Source organism: Streptomyces sp. NPDC020780, assembly GCF_044334475.1.
In the GTDB taxonomy this organism is placed as follows: Bacteria; Actinomycetota; Actinomycetes; order Streptomycetales; family Streptomycetaceae; genus Streptomyces.
The window spans coordinates 368508-389147 of record NZ_JBIRTB010000002.1 but is presented as its reverse complement, the minus strand read 5'-3'; the positions used below and the strand labels follow the sequence as shown (position 1 = coordinate 389147).

The following is a 20640-nucleotide window of genomic DNA, read 5'->3' as shown; positions in this document are numbered from 1 at the left end:
AAGGAAGTTGCAGACCTGATCGCTTACGTGGGGAACTCGCCGCACCAGTTGCGCCCGAGGAGAGTGGCGGGCAGGTACTCGGACTCGACTTCGATAGGGATGTTCGCGTCGTGGGCGATGCAAGCCATGGCCAAGGGGGCGAGGGCGACGAGGCCCGGGGCTTGGTACATGCGGCTTTCCTCGGTCCAGTAGTCCTTGTGCCACTGGAGGGCCGTGGTGAGCGCCTGGGTGAAGCCAGCATGGTCCTTGCGGAGGAAGCGGTGGAACATTTCCATAGGTGGGTACATCAACTTGCCCGCCGTCTCCGGGTCAGAGGCGGTTTCCGGGTCGGTGCCGTCGACGGCGGCCACCAGTTTCTCGCCGAGATCGGGGCTGCCCAGCCAGTAGGCCTGAAGGGTGCTGATCCAGTTGTAGTGGTACGCGTCGAAGTTAGAACCATTCTCCCGGAGCAGGGCGAGTGGTACGTGGCACAGGGCGGTGATCCGGGCCTTCTCGCGGCAAACGACTGCCAGGTAGAAGGCGGTGATCCAAGCGCCGGGGGTCACATACGACTGGGGGCCGGTGGCCTGGAGCGTGCGGTCCTCGTGCGCGATGCGGCACTGCACGTGCTCCAGGGGTGTGGTCGCTGCGGCGAACACGGCAGAGCTAACCTGCATCGCGGTAACCCAAGCGTCCCAGGTCGGGAAGATCGATGCCCGTGGATCCAGCAAACAATGAGACTGGGCCAAGGTAAGCGTGGTGCGCTGGGCACGGCCCAAATCCGTGGAGTCGGTCTCGAGCCCATCGATAAGCTTCTGGGCGCTCGCTTGGAGTACGGCGATGCCTGCTTCCGCCCTCTCGGTGGGGAGGGAAGGGCGGGAGATGTGGAAAGCCAACGCGTTACTCCTCGAAGATCTTGAAATGTTTGAGCTCTGCTCCAGCATACTTACCGGTGTTCTCAGTGGCCTGCACAAGGACGTAGCGCAAGGTCTTGTTCTTGATGGCCGTGTCGATCTCCTCTGCGTACTTCGCGTCTTCCGGTGAGAAGAGGGCGCGTTCCTCCATGTCGGCGACAATCGTACGGACGTATTCGAGGGTTCCCTGCTTCACTAGAGTGCCACTGTCCAGATCGCCGTTGCCTTGACGCCAGAGCAGGGTTCCCTGGGGCCCCTTCGCCTCGACGACAATCAGGTTTCCGTCCCTGTCCCGCCAGAGCTGGTCGAACCTTCTGGAACCGTTAGGCGTATCGGGGAGGTCGGTTATCTCTCGGGCTCCATCGAATTCCTTCAGCAGGAGCATGTGCTTGCGGGCGGCCTCTTCGCCAAGGGCCTCGCCGAGTTTGCTGTTATTGGAGACGCGCGGCCCGACAGTCGCATCGAAGTGCTGCTGGGCATCCGCGAGCGCTCGAGCAGTTTGATCGGTCGGGGTGGCGTCGAATGCCTTCTGGGCATTGGTGAGTTCCATGCCAGCTATGCGCTTGGCCGAGACTTCGTCGAGGTGTGTGAGCCTATGGGGGGCGACTGTGGCGTGGTCCCTCACGAGGTCTCCGGGAAGAAAGTCCTCCGAGCTCGCGTACGGCAAATCGTTGGCGCTCATCCAACCTCCGCCCGGCTTCTCGACGAGCTTCGGCAGGAGCTGACCATCGACCAGTTCCTCGGCGTTGTTGCGTTTGCCGATTCCCCACTTGTCGTAGTACTGAGCTCGCCAGGCGGGGTCCTCGTTCGCCAACCGGACGTGTTCGCGGGTGATGACTGCGCGCTCTCCGGGTGTCCGCTCGCCAGCCGGCTTGTTACGGGCAGCCTCAAACTCCGCGCGGTGGCCACCGCCGTCCGCCGTTGAACCGCCAGGGGCGTTGTCAGCCGCTCCGCCCGAGGCTGGAAAGTGGCCTCTGCCGCCGCCACCATGGTCTTGGGTGCCGCCCGGTGTTCCGTTGTCGACGTCCGAGTGGGGTGCAGGGTTACCACTGCTTCCTGGTGTGCTGTCGCGACCACCAGGTGTGTCGACGTCAAGGCTACTGCTCGGCATGTGGTCTGCCGTGCCGCCGGGCGCGCGGTCGGCCGCCTTGTTCCCCGGCAGATCGGTCTCGGCCCGGCCGGCATGTCCCAGGTCGTCGCCCACCCGCGCCCCCGCCCCGACCAGCACCGGCTGCCGTGCCGGGGTCTCCACGCGGGCGTGGTCCGGGGTGTTCGCGTCCGCGTCGGCCTTGCCGGGTTCGACGCGGGCGTCCTCGCCGCGTTGGACGAGGTTGCCGCTTTCGTCGTAGAGGTTGCCCTTGAGGTCCGCGTAGGCGGCGCCCTCGTCGAAGGGGTTCTTGACTGTGCCTTCAGGGAGGGCGATCACTCCCTCCGGGAGTCTGACCGTGCCGTCCGCGAGCCGGATCGCGCCTTCCGGTATCGCCGTGCCCGCGGGGAGGTCGACCGTGCCGTCGGCCAGGCGTACCGCTCCGTCGGGGAGGGTGAAGACGTTGTCCGGGAGTGGCGGTATCTCGATCGTGCCCAGGCCCTTGAGGCCGGTCATGGCGTCGCCGACCTTCGTGAGGCCGAAGCCGGCGCCCTTGAAGACGTACGTCATCGGGTCGACGAAGCGGCCCACCTTGCCTGCGGCGGACAGGGCCTTGGCGGCCAGGGCGGCCTTGCCGCCGCCGGCGACCGCGCCGCCGGTGCCGCCGGTGAAGACGGTCGTGACGACGTTGAAGGTGACCGCACCAGCTGCCCGGGAGGGGTTCTCGCCCCACTGGTCCCAGGCCACCAGCGCCTTGCCCGTCTCCTTCATCGCCGTACGGGAGTCACGCAGCCAGGAGGGCAGGTCCTCGTCCTTCGCCGTCCAGTAGGCCGGTCCGGCCGCGATGGTCACCACCAGGCCGGTGCCGAGCTGAGCCAGGCCCTTCCACGCCTGGCCGGCCGCCTCGAAGCCGTCGTAGCAGAACAGGGTGCCCAGGCCCTTGATCGTGCCCCAGACCCCGTCGACGAAGAAGCCCTTGGTGAAGTCCCAGGCGTGTTCCCACACCTGCCAGCCCGGGGTGGATTCGACGAGCGGGTCGCCCCAGGGGAGGCCCTCTGCATGCTTGAGGGTTTCGGCGTCGTAGCCGTACTGGTTCTTGCTGTCCGAGCCGTCGCTCGTCTTCAGGGGCAGGAGGCAGACCAGGGCGACGATCTTGTTGTAACAGGCGATTTCCGCCTCCTGGAACGCGGCCAGGGTCTCGATGATCTCGTCGCGGCGGTGGTTGTTCTCGTCGATCAGGTCGCCGTCCTCGCGCCACTTGTCGTCGGCGTTGATCTTCACGAGGAACGCGCCGGCGTCCCGCTTGATCTCCTTGAGCTTCTCGACCAGCGGGTAGACCTCGTCCGAGTAGGTGCTCAGTGCCGAGGCGATGGACTCGAGGTCGGACTTCAGCGTCTGCCCGCTGGTCGCGACCGGCTTCGTCGTCGCGAACAGCTGGTCCGCCTCGGGCGCCCGGTAGAAGGCCTGGAGGCCGCCGAAGCTGCTGTGCACGTCGGCGGTGGCCGTCGCGATGGTCTCCGCGGCCGTGGTCAGCTCGGTGACCTTCACATCCAGTGTCGCCAGGTCTCCCGTGAAGACCGGTATGCCGTCCAGGGGGATCGGCTTGTCGTTGCTCACTTGCGTCCCCCGGGAGCGTCCTTCAGCAGGTCCAGCCGCACGGCCCTGGCCGCGTCCTGCGCGTGCTTCGCCGCGTCCAGGTCGCCCGCCACGTACTCGTTGGTGGCCTTCGCCGCCCCCAGCACGGCGGCCTGGATACGCTCCGCCATCGACTTCAGATAGCCCTGGCGCATCTCGAGGTACTGGCTCAGCGCGGAAGCCACCGGTCCGAGCGTGGGCTTGGACAACGGGGCCGCACCCACCGGTACCGGGCCCTGCAGCGGCACCGAGGCCTCCGAACCCGGCACGGCGGTCCCCGCAGCCGTCGCCGCCTCCGACATCGTCGTGACCAGAGCGTTCAGAGCCTTCTCCAGGTCACCCGCATGCGTGCCGGTGACCTGCAACTGGCCCTGTACCCCCTGCGGCTTGATGTCCCATGCCGTCATGAACGCCCACCCCCGTGTACCCCTGCGCCGAACCGTCCCGCTGCCTCGTCCGGGCCGGAGGGAACGTTCCTCCAAACCCGAATGCGCGCCACGTCAGCCGATGTTGTCGACCGCTGCCTTCGCGCGTGCGAGCGTCTGCTGCGCGGTGCTGTCGTTCTTCTCCAGCGTCGTCTTCAGCAGCTGGATGATGTTCCTGACCTCGTTCGAGGTGTTGTTCCAGCGGATTTCCTTGCCGTGGTACTCGTCCGCCACACCGTCCGCGGCGAAGTCCAGCATCGCCGCCTTCACCTGCGCGTCCCGCGCCGAGATCACCTGCTCCAGGCGGGCGATGACTGCCTGGATGTTGCCCTGCGCCTCCGAGGACGCACCCGTGTCGTAGGAACGGCGGTCGCTGTCCGTGGCCATGGTCGATTACTCCCCGTGGAATGAGATCCGAGCCTGCGCGTGCGAAAGAGGGCCGGTCAGCCGCGACCGGAGAAGCGGGCCGCGTCGAAGTTCGCCGATGCCATCTGCGCCTTCGCGTTCTCGCCCTGCTCCTGGTCACCCTCACCGAACGCGGCGTCCATCCCCGACTGGCCACCGAGCAGGGCGGCCAGGGAGGCGTTCAGCGCCGCGGTGATCTCGTCGGAACGGGACTTGAACGAGTCGAAGGCGGCCTTGCCGGCGCCGTTGAACTTGCCCTCCAGCGGCTGTGCCGCCTGGATCAGCTGATTGATCAGAGTTCCGAGGTCGGTACTCGACTCCGAGGAACGCGACCTCAGGTTCGTCAGAACCGATGCCCCCATGTCGAACTTCATCAGGCCCCCCACCAGACTGAACAACCGTACGAATCATCATGTCTATCAACCCGGACGTCGCTGATGCAATCAGCAATCAGGTCACTGTGACCATCCCAATACACTCCTGCGGAAGCCCCGGTCACGCACCCTTCAGATGCCGCACCAGCCGTTCGTAGTCCTGCCAGCCCGACAGGTCCGACGGATCGCCCGGCAGGGGGTAGTACAACGCGGGACGTGCCCGGGGGCCCAGCTGAACGGGCTTCGCGGTCAGAGGAGTGCGCCGGGCCCGGTCGCCCGGTATCGCGCGGACCTCGTCGGCGCCCAGGACGAAGGCCAGCGGGACGCCGGGCCCTTCGAAGCGGGGAGGTACCGCGAGATCCCGGCGGGCTTTGCGGACCTGTACGAGCATCGACTGGAGCCGGTGGCGCGTGGCGAGCACCTCGGCCGCCCGGGGGAGCGCGTCCAGAGGCATGTCCTCGTCCGCTCCGTATCCGAACGCAAGCGTCACCTCCTCCTCCACCCCCGCCGTCGTGCGGGTGACGCGCACGGTGGCGAGCCCGGGCCGTTCCGGGGTGCCGACGACCACGGCCCAGGTCGGCCGGGGGGACCGCTCGAAGGCGAGGTCCGTGAGGCGCTGCGGTGACCAGGGGAGGTTGGCCGGTTCGGCCGTCCCCCAACCCGCCGGAGGTGCGCCGGTGAGCTCGCGCCACACCGACTCCAGGCCGCCGCCGAGCACCAGTCGATCGTCGGCGGGGTGGAGGGAGCGGAACGTCAGTGCCAGCTGCCGTTCGCCGGTGACCGACACCTCCTTGTAGGACGCGGCGACCAGGTTCTCCGGGCCCTCCACGGTCGAACCGGGGCCCCCGACCGGTGCGAAGATGCCGTCCTGCCAGCGGAGTACGGCTCCTGACAGCCCGTCGTAGTAGCCGTCCCGTTCGTCCTGGACGATCCAGCGCGACGGCCACGTTCCCAGGAGAGGCCGAGCGGCGGGGGAGAGCGTCGTCCCGGGCGGTGCGACGACCTGGAGTCCCAGTCCGGCCTCCGTGGCGGCCCGGTAGGCGTCCGAGAGCCACGCCGTCAGGGCGACCACCGGACGGTCCTGGATGACGACGGCGACCTTCTCGGTGAGTACGTCGACGGCGGGGACCGCGGCGGCCGGGGTGGGGGCGACGCTCACCCCGTCCGTCGACACCACGGCCAGCGAACGGGCGGCCTCCGGAGGCCAGGCGGAGCCACCGGCCAGGTGGGCGAGCCGGGCGGCGAACGTGCCCGCGAGCTGCTCGGCCTCCGTGACCCCGGTGGTGGCGCGGGCCTCCGTCCACCAGAACGGGACAGGCGGCGCCGTGGCCCCGAGCAGCCGCTCCGCCTCGCCGGCCACCTGGACGAGCAGCGGTGCCTCGACGGAGACCAGGGGGCGGCCCTCCGGGTCACAGAGCTGTACGACGGCGCCGTCGCCGTGGGTGTCCACCAGCTTGTCGGGCCCCCCGGAGAGCAGCCCCACGAGCACGGTCCACGGGTCGGGCATGCGGGTGGTGAGGGCGATGACGTCCTTGGTCATGGGGTCGTCCGGTCCTTCGTCGTTCGTGGAGGTGCGCCGGGTGCTATCCGGGCGTGTACACGGTCTGTATCAGGCGGTTCGCGTAGCCCCGGCGAATCAGCACGCCGCGTCCCGGGGGCTGTCGGGTGGCGTACACGCCCGGGAACAGCTGGCCCTCGCTGCGGTCGCCCGCCATGAGAACGGCTGAGGCGCCGGACTCGCGCAGGCCCTGCACCAGCGGCTCGTACATCCCGCGCGACGCCCCCGCGACGCGGCGCGTCAGGACGAAGTGGAGGCCGATGTCCACCGCGGACGGGATGTACGGCAGGAACGGGGAGAGAGGCGACTGGCCGGCCGTCGTCAGTACGTCGTAGTCGTCGATGAGGACCACGATCCGCGGACCGTCGCCCCAGTTGCCGGGCTCCAGATCCTCGATGGGCGTGCTGCCGTCGGGCAGCCGCTTCTCCAGCTCGGTGGCGATTCCGGCCGAGAGGCCGGAGCACAGCTTGGCGTTGTACGCGTAGCCGCCGCGGAACTCCTCGGGGATCGCACCGCGCAGACTCCGCCGCGGATCCATCACGGCGAAGACCAGCTCGTCCTCGCTGTAGCGGTCGATGAGCCCGGCGGCGACGGTCCTGAGGAGAGTCGTCTTCCCGCACTCACTGTCACCCATGACCAGCAGGTGCTGGTCGTGCTCGAACAGGTCCAGGAGGACGGGTTCCAGCGCCGTCTGGTCGACGCCGATCGGCACTCTCCGGGGTTCGGCGGCCGGACCCGGCAGCAGGTGCGGTTCCAGGAGGTGCGGCAGGACCCGCACCGGCTGGGCGACCTCTCCGCTCCACGTGGCACGGACCGTACGGGCCGTGCGCTCCAGGACCGCTCCCAGGTCGGTGGTGCCGGCGAGCCCGTCCGTGCGGGGCAGCGCCGCCTGGGCGAAGAGCTTGCCGTCGGTGAGGACACGACCGGGCTCGTCGGGGGACAGGGTCTGGGAGAGCTTGCGGTCGATGCTGGACTCGCCCGGGTCGTTCAGCCGGAGCTCCAGGCGGGTGCCGAAGGTGGACTGGGTGGCGATGCGTACGTCGTTCCAGCGGAGCATGCCCGCGACGACGTGGATTCCGTAACCACCCCCGCGCTTGAGGATGTCGGTGACGGCGTCGTCCAAGTCCTCGAAGTCGTCGCGCAGCGCGCCGAACCCGTCGATGACGAGCACGATCTCGGCCGAGGCGAGCTGAGGCAGCCTGCCGGCCGCGTGCAGGGTGCGCAGCTGCCCGACGGAGTCGATGCCGTGCTCGCGGAAGAGCTCCTCGCGGGTGGCGAGCATGTTCCGCACCTCTTCGACCGTGCGTCCCGCGCGCTCGCGGTCCGCGCGGCCGGCGACACCGCCGACGTGCGGCAGGCCCGACAGTGCCTGAAGGCCACCGCCGACCAGGTCGAGGCCGTAGACACCGACCTCCTGCGGGGTGTGGGTCAGTGCGAGCGCGAGGACGAACGTACGCAGGAGGGTCGTCTTGCCGGACTGCGGGCCCCCGATGAAGGCGGCGTGGCCGCCGGCCACGGTGAGGTCCAGGAACCAGCGGCCCTGCCACTGCTTCGTCGGGTCGTCGAGCAGACCGAGCGGCACCTGGAGCGGGCCGCGGCGCCCGGCGAGCTGCATACCGCGTGGGCCGGCGTCCAGGGGGCCCGCCACGCTGTCCAGGGTGAGAGCGGTCGGCAGCGGCGGCAGCCAGATGCTGCGTACCGGTCCGGCGGCGCCCTCCAGCTGCCCGACGACGATGCCCAGCTCGGTCGGCCCCGTCTCGCGGCGTCGCGTCGAAGGCTCCTGCGGGCCGGAATCACCGGATGCGGAGCAGGTGTTGAATGCCTCGTACTCAAGAGCCAGTGGACCCGTCTCCTCCTCGTCCGCGCGCTGGACGGGACCGCGGTAGCCCCCCGAGACGTAGCTGGCCTTGAATCGCGCGTAGTGGCTGGTGTCCACCTTGAGGTAGCCGAAGCCCGGCAGCGGCGGCAGATGGAAGGCGTCCGTGGTGTCCAGGACCGTGCGGGACTCGTCGGCGCTGAAGGTGCGCAGACCGAGCCGGTAGGAGAGGTAGGTGTCCAGGCCCTTGAGCTTGCCGCCCTCGATGCGCTGGCTGGACAGCAGCAGGTGCACGCCGATGGAGCGGCCGATACGGCCGATGGACAGGAACAGGTCGATGAAGTCCGGTTTTGCTGTGAGGAGTTCGCCGAACTCGTCGATGACGACGAACAGGTGCGGCAGCGGTTCCAGGTCGGGCCGCTTCTCGGCCCGGAGCGCGGCGTAGTCGCCGATGTCGGCGACGTTGCCCGCGTCCTTGAGCGCCTGCTGCCGGCGCTTGACCTCACCGGCGAGGGAGGCGTGGACGCGCTCGACGAGACCCGCCTGGTTTTCCAGATTGGTGATCACGCCCGCGACGTGCGGCAGGTTCGCGAACGGTGCGAAGGTCGCCCCGCCCTTGTAGTCGACGAGGACCAGGGCCAGATCCTCCGGGGGGTGCGTGGCCACCAGGGCGAGGACAAGGGTGCGCAGCAGCTCCGACTTCCCGGACCCGGTGGCGCCGACGCACAGGCCGTGCGGACCCATACCGAGCTCCGAGGACTCCTTCAGGTCGAGGAGCACCGGTTCGTGGGAGTCGCTGATGCCGATGGGCACGCGCAGGAAGGCACGTTCGCCGCGCGGGGCCCAGAGGCGGGACAGGTCGAGCCGCGCCACGTCGTCGATGCCGAGCAGGCCTGCGAAATCGACGGGGCCGGACAGCGGGGCGTCGACGAGTGACTCGGCGGACAGGCGCAGAGGCGCCAGCATCCGGGCCAGACCCTCGGCGAACGGGATGCCGACCTCGTCGACGGTGCCGTGCGCGCGGACCGGTTCCTGTTCCCGCAGGTCCTCGATGGCCACCTCGGTGCCTTCGACGGTGATCCGGATGCCGACGTGTCCTGGCTCCTGGACGCGCTGTTCGAGCAGATGCAGGACCGTGACGCCCATGTCGCGCAGGCCCACGGCGTCATCGGGCCGCGGCAGGTCGACGGCGTCCTCACCGTGGCCGTCGGTGACGACGAGCAGCCGGGACGTCATGGACAGGGCGTCCTGGCCGGCCAGGCCCCTGCGCAGCTCGGCCGCGTAGGAGGCGCGGCGGCGTAGTTCGGGGCCGAGCTGCCGGGCGAGCTGGGGTGCGGAGGGGGCGATGCGCCGGGCGGCGACCGGGCCGTCCAGCTGTTCGGGGTCCAGCAGGTGCGGCAGCCACTTGGCCCACTCCCAGTCGGCGACCCGGTCGCCGGGCACGGCGAGCGCCATCGCCACGTCGTCGGGGGCGTGCGTCGCCGCGGCTTGCACGAGGAGGGCGCGGACGACCCGCAGGCAGTCTTCGCGGGGGCCGATGACGCTGATGTTGCCGACCCGGTCGAGCGGGACGGTGAGCGGGAGTTCCGTGCCGGTGCGGAAGCGGGTCATCAGCGCCGAAGCTTCGTTGAGCATGAAGAGGTCGGGCGGGGTGAGGACCGACGAGCCCTGGTCGGCGATGCGCAGATCACGTACGGGCATCTCACCGGTGCCGAGCCGCACCTGCAGGAAATCGGCGTCGACGCGGCGGCGCTCCCACAGGCGGGCCGGGTCCCGCACGACGTCGTAGAGGGCGTGCGGCGGCGGGTCGAGCACGTCGGCGAGCTCACGGCGCGCGCGCTCCTCGCCGGAGAGTTCCTCCCGCAGGTCCTCCACGTAGGCCAGGTAGGCCTCGCGCTGGGTCCGGCGGGTGCGCTGGGCCTTGCCGCGCTGCGAGAAGAGCAGGGCGACGGAGCCGACGACCGTGACGACGAGGATGACCGCGCCCAGAGCGGCGAACTGGCTGTTGCGGACGACGGTCATCATCACGACCGACGACATGACCCCGGCGACGGGGAGCAGCGACATCGCGATGTTGCCCGCCTTCCCCTCGGGGAGGTTGGGCGGGGCCTCGATGGTGCGTGCTCCGACGGCTGCCGGAGGTCTGGTGGTCCTGGCCGGGCGGTGTATCAGTCGGGTACTCATGATCGTCCGTCACTCACGGTCGGGCTCGGGCTCGGCATGGTCAGCGCCGCTTCTGCGAGAGCTGGAAGACATCCGCTGCGAGGCGGGTGGCGGCCTGCCTCGTCGAGCGGGCGAGCAGTTCCGTGCGGATGGCGCCGCCGGAGGCCAGATGCCGGTCGTAGGGGAGGATCTGGACGCTCGCGCCGGTGGACGCGAGCTTCTGCGCCGCTTTGCCGAGGTCGATCCCGGGGCGGGGTGACTGCTCGGTGAGGACGACGACCGTGCCCTCGATCACGTGGCGGGGCAGCCCCTTGACCCACTCGAGCACGTTGTACGTACTCATGACACCTTCCAGGGTCGCCGGGGCGGTCAGCACGCGGGCCTGGGAGGCCGAGAGTGCGACCCGCGCGACCTCCGCGGGCAGCGTCTCGCAGTCGACGACCGTCACACCGAAGTAGCGCCGCAGGGAGACCATGACCCGTTCGTACGCCCTGGTGTCCAGCATCGCGCCGATCCGGCCCTGGCTCCCGGGCAGGAGCCAGGCGTTGTCGCGCAGTTGGACGAGGTAGCCGGTGACGTCGAGCAGGGACATCTGTGGTTCGACGATGTCCGCGACGTCGCCGGTGGTCCAGCGCAGGGACGGGGCGCCGAGCCGCAGCGGCAGCGAACCGAGCGCCGGATCGGCTTCGACGAGGAGGACCGGGTCCTGCCGGTAGTGGGCGTACGTGGTGCCGAGCAGCGCGGTGACGGTCGACTTGCCCGCGCCACCCCGGATGGAGGTGACGGCGATCTGGCGGCCGGTCGTCACGGGCTGCTGGAGCCGCTCGGCGGTGCGGGTGGCCTCGGCGACCTCGCGCGCGGCGGATGAGGAAACGATGCGGCGCAGGGCGTGTGCGGCACGGGCCGCGAGGGGTTCCCCGTGGTGCGGCTTGCGCACCGCCCCGGCCAGGCCTTCGTCCACCACCGGCCGGGAGCCGGGGGTGTTCCGGGGAGCTCGGGCACCAGGCGTGTACGGCGCCGGAGCCGGTCGCTCCTGACGCTGGTGACCGGCCTGACCGGCCTGACCGGCCTGACCGGCCTGACCGGCCTGACCGGGCGCACCCGTCCCGGGCCCGGCATCCGGTACCGGGGCACCGGGGGAGGGAATGCCCGGGGCCTGCGAGGGGGAGCCGACGGCGTGGCCCGCGTCGCCCCGGCGTTGACCGCCACGCGGGGCAGCGCCTCCCAGGTCGCGCAGCACATCGCCCTGCCAGTTGTCCGCGTTCGGCATCTCTGCCCTTCTCCTCCGCCGTGAAGCCCCTGCCGGAGCGTCCGCGCGTTGTCTCAGAACTTGTTGAGCAGCTGTCCGAACACACCGAACGCACCGACGGCGAGCGGGAAGAGGCTCACCATGCCGATGGATTCGATCAGGTCGGCCGTTCGCCGAAGCCGGACCCGGACGTGCTCCGGTGGCTGCACCGCCAGGACGAGCAGCGGCAGAACCGCTGCCGCGCCGAGGACGGCGATCGGTCCGGCGCTTCCGCCGTGCTGCATCCACAGCATCACCAGGCGTACGACGAGGACCGTCGCGGCCGTGAAGAGCGCGACCACTTCCGCCACCAGGGGAAAGGCGCGTGCTCGTGACAGGAGGACCACGGTGACGACCGAGGTCAGCACCACGGTCCACACCGTCTGCGTCCCGGCCCGGGTGATCAGCCAGCCTGCGCCGGCAGCGGAGACCGACGTGGCCAGGGTCGCGAGGGCGAGGCCACGATGCGTGGCCGCGAGCGCGTTGCCCACCTCGTGACGGCTGATGGAGGCGCCGCCCGAACGGCGGTCGTCGAGTGCGGTCAGCCCCGACGCCATCAGGGCCAGGCGAGGCAACAGGCCGAGCAGGACGACGGAGACGACCGCCATGACGGCACCGAGCCGTGCCGGGTCCCCCTGGACGGCGGCGGCGCCTTCCCACACCACGGTGAGCGCGGCAGTCGTCACGGCGCCGATGAGTCCGCCGCGGCCGAGCGGCGAGAAGTAACCGAGCATCACCAGCGTCAGGATCACCGCTCCCGCGACGGCGGCGAGACGCAGAGTGCCCGGCCAGTCGTGCGCGTCGGCCGCGGTCCACGCAGCGAGGGTGCCGATCGCGCCGGAGAGGAGCAGGAGTGCTGTTGCCAGGCCGCGGTTCCCCTTCCCCGCCTTCGCCACGACGGCGCCGGCCGCCACGAGGAGGAACGTGAGAGCGGTGAGGGAACCGGCCAGGGCGCCGAGCGGGAATTCACGGCGGGCGAGCAGCGCGGCGGTCACGGCGAAGACGACGGTGGCCACACCCCCGGCCGTCCGGCGCGCGGTGGGACGCCAGCGCCACACCCGCAGATCGAGGTCGTCGGCCACCTGGTCGGTGACGTCGTGCACCACGGGCGCGGGCGGTGCGGAATGCGTCCTGACGAGCCGGAGGACGGCGCCGTCGGCTATCCCGGCCGACGCCAATGTGCTGTCGTGCGGGAGTGCGGAACCGTCGGACGTCATCAACTGCCGTGTCAGCGGGCGCGAGGCGATTCGGTCGTCGAGTACCTGGAGGATATCCGGGAGCAATTGACCGATCGGGGTGTCCGACGGAAGGACGATGTCGGCCCTGCGCCGCTCTCCGACCAGGGTCACCCGGCTCAGTTCCGCCCGGGAAGTTATCGCTGTGGTCACCACTTACGGGAACCTATCATCACGGCTTCGAGAGCTTTCGGGGTCAAAGGTGTGTACCGCAATTCGCAGTCTTTTCGCACTCAATCCGGGGGTATCAACCGGTACTTCGCGGATTCCGTTGAGCGCTTGTCCTGCCGCCTGTCAGCCGGTGCGGTCGTACTGCTGCGCCTGGCGCTGCTGCTTTTCCTGTTCGGCCTTCTGCTTGTCCAACGTGTGCTGGAGGAAGGCCCATCCGACGCAGCCAGCGCACATCACAGCCGCGATGGCGATTCCCGCGAAAACCTTCCCGAGTCGCTCGTCAGCGGTCCGCCGCGCGCGTTGCGCGCCGAACAGCAGGGCGTCGCGCATTCTGCGTCGGCGTACCCCCACCGACTCCAGTAGCTGACTGTCGTAATCCCGTGCCATGGGTGGTCCGTCGCCTCGGTCGATCGTCGCGTCAGTCGGTCGTCCTGAAACATAGGGCACACGTCGGCGAGGGGCACGCCCCAGGGGCTGTTTCAGGGCGCGTTCACGGTGTGCGGCTCCGCAGCGCGAACCACAGCTCCGTCCGTACGTCCATGTCGTCCAGGTCCATGTCCAGCAGGGCCGCGCACCGCGCGACGCGCTGGCGGACCGTGTTGCGGTGGATGCGCAGGGCCACCGCCGTGCGGTCCCAGCTGCCGTGGAGGCTCAGCCAGCAGCGCAGGGTCTCGGCCAGGGGCGCGGTGAGCGGGGCCAGCAGGGCGCGGCCATGGGCCTCGGCACGGTCGGCCGGGATCAGGCCGTCCAGGCCTCCGGCGCCGGGGCGGTGGATGCTGAGCGGGGCGCGGGTCGCCTCGGCGTGGCCCAGGGCGCGGGCCGCCTGGCCTTCGGCGGCGGGCAGGGCGGTCACCGGGACGGATGCGGAGACGCCGAGGGTCCAGCCGGGCTGCGGGGCCACCGCCTCGGCAGCGCTGCCGGGGAGCAGGATCCGTACGGTCTCGCGGTCCACGTCCGTCAGGGCCGAGCCCAGCGCCGCGCCGAGTGCCCCGGCGTTCAGCGGGTCGGCCGGGGCGCCGTCGGCGCGGCGGGCCTGTACGACCGTCCACGAGTCGCCGTCGCCCAGCAGCGGGGCCACGTCCTCGGGGGCCGCGCCCAGCAGGAGCCGCACGAGCGCCGCCGAGCGGCCCGCCCCGTCGGCGCCCTGGTGCGGGGCGGTGAGCAGGGACAGCAGCACGACCGCGATCCCCGCGACGGTGTGGTCGCCGGTGTCGCGGCGGGGCGTCGCCAGGGCGAGGGCCAGTCCCTGCCCGCCGCCCAGCGCATACGCGAACAGATGGGTGCCGCCTTGGGTGTCGGTGGCCGATGACGGACTCGGCGTCCGCCCGGGCGCCGGGCCCGTGCCGGCCATGGGCGCGGCGGGGGCCACCACCCTGGCCAGCCGTGCCAGCGCCGCCCCTACGTCCGGTGCCGGACGCCCGCCCGCCGAGTGCAGCACCCCGCCGTCCGCGGTGAGGAGCGCGACCCGGCCGTCCAGCTGTACGGCGAGCTGACGCAGCACCGCGGGCACCGGGTCGGGGCGGGCCGCCGCCGTCGCCAGGGCCTGCTGGGCGCGGGTCACCCTGCGCAGCTCACGGTGTCGCGCCTCCGCCATCAGCCGCCACACGGCCCGGGCGATCGCGGTGAAGCGGGTCCCGGGAGGCACCTCCACCAGGGGCAGCCCGTGCCGGTCGCACGCCTCCACCAGGCCGGACGGCACCGTGTCGTGCACCGGCGCCACCCCGAAGCCGAGCGCCGCCGCCCCGGCCTGTACGAGCCGGGCCACGTAGGTGTCCCCGTCCGTGAGCTGGACCCCGGCGGTCAGCACCAGCTCACCGCCGAGCAGGTACGGATACGGGTCGGCCATCTCCGAGGTGTGCACCCACAGGAGATCCGCATGTTCGGGACCGGCGATCCGGCGCAGACCCAGTTCCTCCCGGGCCAGCAGTTCGGCCAGGGGGACGGGCGGGGCCGGTGGTCCGGCGGGGAACTCCGGCATGGACGATCCATCCATCGGTGCGGGTGGGAACGTACGAAACGTACACTTCAGCGTAGGCTTCCGGCCACCTACCGTCTTTCCTGCAAGCGGCACCTGAGCGGACGCCCGGTCGCCGCGCACCCGAACGAAAGGCATCCGCCCCCATGAGCAGCAACGAAACGCCGCGCGGCCCGATCGACTCCTCGCGCGTGCCCCGGTACGCCGGGCCCGCGACCTTCGCCCGGCTGCCCCGGCTCGACGAGGTCGGCACCGCCGACGTCGCCGTGGTCGGTGTGCCCTTCGACAGCGGGGTCTCCTACCGTCCCGGCGCCCGCTTCGGCGGCAACGCCATCCGCGAGGCGTCCCGCCTGCTGCGTCCCTACAACCCGGCGCAGGACGCCTCCCCCTTCGCCCTCGCCCAGGTCGCGGACGCCGGGGACATCGCCGCCAACCCCTTCAACATCAACGAGGCCGTCGAGACGGTCGAGGCGGCCGCCGACGACCTGCTCGCGACCGGCGCCCGCCTGATGACGCTCGGCGGCGACCACACCATCGCGCTGCCGCTCCTGCGGTCCGTCGCCAAGAAGCACGGACCCGTCGCGCTGCTCCACTTCGACGCCCACCTGGACACCTGGGACACCTACTTCGGCGCCGAATACACCCACGGCACCCCGTTCCGCCGGGCCGTCGAGGAGGGCATCCTCGACACCGAGGCGCTGTCCCACGTCGGCACCCGCGGACCGCTGTACGGCAAGCAGGACCTCACCGACGACGCCAAGATGGGCTTCGGCATCGTCACCTCCGCAGACGTCATGCGGCGCGGCGTCGACGAGATCGCCGACCAGCTCCGGCAGCGCATCGGCGACCGGCCGCTCTACATCTCCATCGACATCGACGTCCTGGACCCGGCCCACGCCCCCGGGACCGGCACCCCGGAGGCCGGCGGCCTCACCTCGCGCGAACTCCTGGAGATCCTGCGCGGCCTCTCCTCCTGCCACCTGGTCTCCGCCGACCTGGTCGAGGTCGCCCCCGCGTACGACCACGCGGAGATCACCTCCGTCGCCGCCTCCCACACGGCGTACGAGCTGACCACGATCATGTCCCGCCAGATCGCGGAGGGCCGCGGCCGCTGAGCCACGCCCGCGACGACCGGCCGCGGCCCGCCCCTGCCCGGGCGCAGAGCGCCCTCAACCCCCCGGCCGGGGCGTGACGACGGCGACCCCGTGGCCGAGACCCTCCAGGGACCCGGCGCCGCCACCGTCTTCGGGCTGCCCGGCCGGCACACGCTCGTCATGTCCGACGCGATGTTCCGACGCACTCCGCCGCTCCTCCCTCTACTGCGGCGGACTGCGCGTCGGGAAGAACGCCGCCTTCGCCACCGACGCCCGGCCGGAGCACGGGCGAGGTGGCACCCTGCGTCTCTCCACCGTCCCGGGAGCCTGACCTCCCTCGCCGCGCTCCAGGAGGCGGTGGCGGCACCGGCGCCCGTACCGGCGGTCTCCGGCCGGATCCCGGCCGCCGGGCTCGGCGGCGGCCCCTCCGCCCCCCGGCTGCCGCCCGCCTCCCGGCTGCCGCCCGCCTCCCGGCTGCCGGCCGCCGCCCGCGCCCCGTCGGCCGTCCCCGGTCCTAGGACCACCCGCCCCCGCCTCCGTCCATGGGCCGAGAATTGTTGCCGCGGGATGAAATCCGCAGCTGACCGCGTTGGTGACTGGCGGTAGACCAGCGGGCGGTACGGGGACATGCGGGAGGCACGATGGCGGGCGAGAGCGCGGACGGGGAGCGTAAGGACGCGGGGCGGAAGGACGCGGCGGAGAAGGGCACGGCTCAGCCGGGGTGGGCCCGGCGGCTGACCGGATACGCGTGGCGCTACCGGCGCAACGTCCTGCTGGCCCTGGGTTCGTCCCTGGCCGGCATGGCCGTGATGGCCCTCGTCCCGCTCATCACCAAGGTGATCATCGACGACGTCGTCGTGAACCACACCCGGTCCCTCGGTCTCTGGACCGGGATGCTCGTCGTCGCCGCCGTCCTCGTCTACGCCGCCACCTACGTCCGCCGCTACTACGGCGGCCGGCTCGCCCTCGACGTGCAGCACGATCTGCGGACCGAGATGTACGGCACCCTCACCCGGCTCGACGGGAAGCGGCAGGACGAGCTGTCCACCGGCCAGGTCGTCGGGCGGGCCACCAGCGACCTCCAGCTGATCCAGGGACTCCTCTTCATGCTCCCGATGACCATCGGGAACGTCCTGCTCTTCCTCATCTCCCTGGTGATCATGGCGTGGCTGTCGCTGCCGCTGACCCTGGTCGCCCTCGCCGTCGCCCCCGCCCTGTGGTACATAGCCCGCCGCTCCCGCGCCCGCCTCTTCCCGGCCACCTGGTACGCCCAGAGCCAGGCCGCCGCCGTGGCCGGCGTGGTCGACGGGGCCGTCTCCGGTGTCCGGGTCGTCAAGGGGTTCGGGCAGGAGGAGCAGGAGACGGGCAAGCTCCGCGAGGTCGGGCGCAAGCTCTTCGCAGGGCGGCTGCGGACCATCCGGCTGAACTCCCGCTACACCCCCGCACTGCAGGCCGTCCCCTCGCTGGGCCAGGTCGCGATGCTGGCCCTCGGCGGCTGGCTGGCCACCCGGGGCGAGATCACCCTCGGTACGTTCGTCGCCTTCTCCACCTATCTCGCCCAGCTCGTCGGCCCCGTCCGGATGCTCGCCATGGTCCTCACCGTCGGCCAGCAGGCCCGTGCGGGCGTGGAGCGCGTCCTGGAGCTGATCGACACCGAGCCCTCCATGCAGGACGGGACGAAGGAGCTGCCGGCCGACGCCCCGGCGAGCGTCGAGTTCGACGACGTGCGCTTCGGTTACGGCGCGCCGGACCCCGGTTCCCGTGAGGGCGAGCCGGGCGACGGAGCGGGCGAGCGACCCGTGCTCGACGGGTTCTCCCTGACCATCGAGCCCGGCGAGACCGTCGCCGTCGTCGGCGCCTCCGGCAGCGGCAAGTCCACCGTCTCCCTCCTGCTGCCCCGCTTCTACGACGTGTCGCACGGTGCCGTCCTCGTCGGCGGCCACGACGTCCGCGAGCTGACCCAGGACTCCCTGCGGGCCGCCATCGGGCTCGTACCCGAGGACAGCTTCCTCTTCTCCGACTCGGTCCGCGCCAACATCGCGTACGGACACCCGGAAGCCACCCAGGAGCAGATCGAGCAGGCCGCGCGTGCCGCCCAGGCCCACGGCTTCGTCTCCCAGCTGCCGGAGGGCTACGACACCAAGGTCGGCGAGCACGGGCTCACCCTGTCCGGAGGACAGCGCCAGCGCGTCGCCCTCGCCCGCGCCATCCTCACCGACCCCCGCCTGCTCCTCCTCGACGACGCCACCTCCGCCGTCGACGCCCGCGTCGAGCACGAGATCCACGAGGCGCTGGCCCAGGTCATGGCCGGCCGCACCACCCTGCTGATCGCGCACCGCCGTTCCACCCTCAACCTCGCCGACCGCATCGCCGTCCTCGACCGGGGACGGCTCGCCGACATCGGCACGCACGCGGAGCTGGAGGAGCGCTGCGCGCTGTACCGGCGGCTGCTCACCGATCCCGACGAGCTGGGCGGCACGTCACCGGGCCATCAGCCGGCCGGTGACGCCGTGCCCGAGGACGACCGCGCGCTCCAGGAGGAACTGGACGCCGAGTTCGACGCCGAGCGCGGCATCACCCCCGAGCTGTGGATCCGCAAGGAGGAGCGGCGCGACCCGGCGGCGGCCGGTATGCCCGCCACCCCCGAGCTCCTCGCCCAGGTCGAGGCCCTGCCGCCGGCCACCGACACGCCTGGCATCGACGAGGCGAGCGCCGTGCGCCCGGAGGAGTCGTACGGCCTGCGCCGGCTGCTGCGCGGCTTCGGGCTGCCGCTGCTGGTGAGCCTGGCGCTGGTCGCCGTCGACGCGGGCATGGGCCTGCTGCTGCCGGTTCTGATCCGGCACGGCATCGACGACGGCGTGCAGCGGATGGCGCTCGGCGCCGTCTGGACCGCGGCCGGACTCGGCCTGCTCGCCGTCCTCGTCCAGTGGGCGGCCCAGATCGGTGAGACCCGGATGACGGGCCGTACGGGCGAACGCGTCCTGTACTCCCTGCGCCTGAAGATCTTCGCCCAGCTCCAGCGGCTCGGCCTCGACTACTACGAGCGCGAGCTGACCGGCCGGATCATGACCCGGATGACGACGGACGTGGACGCGCTGTCCACGTTCCTGCAGACCGGCCTGGTCACGGCCTTCGTCTCCGTGGTCACCTTCTTCGGCATCACGGTGGTGCTGCTCGTCCTGGACGTGCAGCTGGCCCTGGTGGTCTTCGCGACCCTCCCGGTGCTTGTGGTCGGCACGTTCTTCTTCCGCCGCAAGAGCGTCAAGGCGTACGAACTCGCCCGGGAACGCATCAGCGTCGTCAACGCCGACCTCCAGGAGTCCGTCGCGGGGCTGCGGATCGTGCAGGCGTTCCGTCGTGAGCGCGACGGCGCCGAGCGGTTCGCGGCCCGCAGTGACCACTACCGCCAGGCCCGGGTGCGCGGGCAGTGGCTGATCTCCGTCTACTTCCCGTTCGTCCAGCTGCTGGCCTCGGTCGCGGCGGCCGCCGTGCTGATCGTCGGGGCGGGCCGGGTCGACAACGGCACCCTGACCACGGGCGCGCTGGTCGCCTACCTCCTCTACATCGACCTGTTCTTCGCCCCGGTGCAGCAGCTCTCCCAGGTCTTCGACGGCTACCAGCAGGCCACGGTCTCGCTCGGCCGGATCCAGGAGCTCCTGCGGGAGCCGACCTCCACCGCCGACCACGAGGCCCCGCAGGACGTGACCTCGCTGCGCGGCGAGATCGCCTTCGAGGACGTGTCCTTCGCGTACAACGGCGAGGAGGAGGCCCTTACCGGTATCGACCTGCGCATCCCGGCCGGTCAGACGGTCGCCTTCGTCGGTGAGACCGGCGCGGGCAAGTCCACGCTCGTCAAGCTGGTCGCCCGCTTCTACGACCCGACGAGCGGGCGGGTCACGGCGGACGGCAAGGATCTGCGCACGCTGGACCGGACCGCGTACCGGCACCGGCTCGGAGTCGTACCCCAGGAGGCCTACCTCTTCGCGGGAACGGTCCGTGACGCCATCGCCTACGGCCTGCCGGACGCCACCGACGCCCAGGTGGAGGCGGCGGCCCGGGCGGTCGGCGCCCACGAGATGATCGCCACCCTGGAGGGCGGCTACCTGCACGAGGTCGCCGAGCGGGGCCGCAACCTCTCCGCGGGCCAGCGCCAGCTGATCGCCCTCGCCCGTGCCGAGCTGGTCGACCCCGACATCCTGCTGCTCGACGAGGCGACCGCCTCCCTGGACCTCGCCAGCGAAGCGCAGGTCAACCAGGCCACCGACCGGATCGCCGGCCGTCGCACGACGCTCGTCGTCGCCCACCGGCTGACGACGGCCGCCCGCGCGGACCGGGTCGTGGTGATGGACGGCGGGCGGGTCGCCGAGGACGGCACGCACGACGAACTCCTCGCCAGGAACGGCCACTACGCCCGGCTGTGGCGCACGTTCATAGGGGAGGACCTGGGTGAGGACGCACCGGTGAGGGTCTGACACCGTTGTCCACCCCGGATCCGCGCAACCTCGCAGGCCCCCTTTCGCG

General features: G+C 71.2%; 13 protein-coding genes and 1 pseudogene. 3 read left to right on the top strand and 11 right to left on the bottom strand.

Annotated elements, in window-relative coordinates:
• Nucleotides 1-23 precede the first annotated feature (23 nt).
• From ACH4VO_RS05030 to ACH4VO_RS04980, 11 genes are all read right to left on the bottom strand, one after another.
• Nucleotides 24-923: an immunity 49 family protein gene (locus ACH4VO_RS05030; RefSeq protein ID WP_360987725.1), complete on the bottom strand. Its 900-nt coding sequence runs from the start codon at nt 921-923 to the stop codon at nt 24-26.
• Complete coding sequence (locus ACH4VO_RS05025; protein WP_360987727.1) at nt 880-3597, bottom strand: hypothetical protein; 2718 nt, start codon at nt 3595-3597, stop codon at nt 880-882. The genes ACH4VO_RS05030 and ACH4VO_RS05025 overlap by 44 nt, the downstream gene beginning before the upstream one ends.
• A complete protein-coding gene (locus ACH4VO_RS05020; RefSeq protein ID WP_360987729.1) occupies nt 3594-4022 on the bottom strand; it encodes a DUF6507 family protein in 429 nt (142 codons plus the stop codon). The genes ACH4VO_RS05025 and ACH4VO_RS05020 overlap by 4 nt, the downstream gene beginning before the upstream one ends.
• Before the next feature lie 93 nt (nt 4023-4115).
• Nucleotides 4116-4427: a pore-forming ESAT-6 family protein gene (locus ACH4VO_RS05015; protein WP_360987731.1), complete on the bottom strand. Its 312-nt coding sequence runs from the start codon at nt 4425-4427 to the stop codon at nt 4116-4118.
• A gap of 56 nt (nt 4428-4483) precedes the next feature.
• Nucleotides 4484-4819 carry a hypothetical protein gene (locus ACH4VO_RS05010; protein WP_360987733.1) on the bottom strand — a complete coding sequence of 112 codons (336 nt, stop codon included), beginning with the start codon at nt 4817-4819 and terminating at the stop codon, nt 4484-4486.
• A 121-nt stretch (nt 4820-4940) separates the two neighbouring features.
• On the bottom strand, nt 4941-6359 hold the full coding sequence (locus tag ACH4VO_RS05005) for a DUF6177 family protein (protein ID WP_360987735.1): 1419 nt from the start codon (nt 6357-6359) through the stop codon (nt 4941-4943).
• Between the two features lie 43 nt (nt 6360-6402).
• Nucleotides 6403-10377 carry a type VII secretion protein EccCa gene (gene eccCa, locus ACH4VO_RS05000; RefSeq protein WP_360987737.1) on the bottom strand — a complete coding sequence of 1325 codons (3975 nt, stop codon included), beginning with the start codon at nt 10375-10377 and terminating at the stop codon, nt 6403-6405.
• A gap of 40 nt (nt 10378-10417) precedes the next feature.
• Nucleotides 10418-11626, bottom strand: coding sequence for a MinD/ParA family protein (locus tag ACH4VO_RS04995; protein WP_360987739.1), 1209 nt, complete (start codon nt 11624-11626; stop codon nt 10418-10420).
• A 53-nt stretch (nt 11627-11679) separates the two neighbouring features.
• Entirely contained in the window at nt 11680-13020 is a 1341-nt protein-coding gene (gene eccD, locus ACH4VO_RS04990; protein ID WP_360987913.1) for a type VII secretion integral membrane protein EccD, read from the bottom strand.
• 153 nt (nt 13021-13173) lie between these two features.
• Nucleotides 13174-13437, bottom strand: a complete 264-nt coding sequence (locus ACH4VO_RS04985; protein WP_360987741.1) for a hypothetical protein — start codon at nt 13435-13437, stop codon at nt 13174-13176.
• A gap of 103 nt (nt 13438-13540) precedes the next feature.
• Nucleotides 13541-15028: a PucR family transcriptional regulator gene (locus tag ACH4VO_RS04980; RefSeq protein WP_360987743.1), complete on the bottom strand. Its 1488-nt coding sequence runs from the start codon at nt 15026-15028 to the stop codon at nt 13541-13543.
• Nucleotides 15029-15171: 143 nt separating this feature from the next.
• Between ACH4VO_RS04980 and speB the strand changes: the two genes are divergently transcribed.
• From speB to ACH4VO_RS04965, 3 genes and pseudogenes are all read left to right on the top strand, one after another.
• Nucleotides 15172-16140 (top strand): agmatinase, encoded by a 969-nt coding sequence (gene speB, locus ACH4VO_RS04975; protein WP_360987745.1) that lies wholly within the window; start codon nt 15172-15174, stop codon nt 16138-16140.
• A pseudogene (locus tag ACH4VO_RS04970) lies at nt 16137-16542 on the top strand (thiamine pyrophosphate-binding protein); the annotation flags it as partial. The gene speB and the pseudogene ACH4VO_RS04970, both read left to right, overlap by 4 nt.
• 218 nt (nt 16543-16760) lie before the next feature.
• Nucleotides 16761-20591, top strand: coding sequence for an ABC transporter ATP-binding protein (locus tag ACH4VO_RS04965; protein ID WP_360987747.1), 3831 nt, complete (start codon nt 16761-16763; stop codon nt 20589-20591).
• Nucleotides 20592-20640 lie beyond the last annotated feature (49 nt).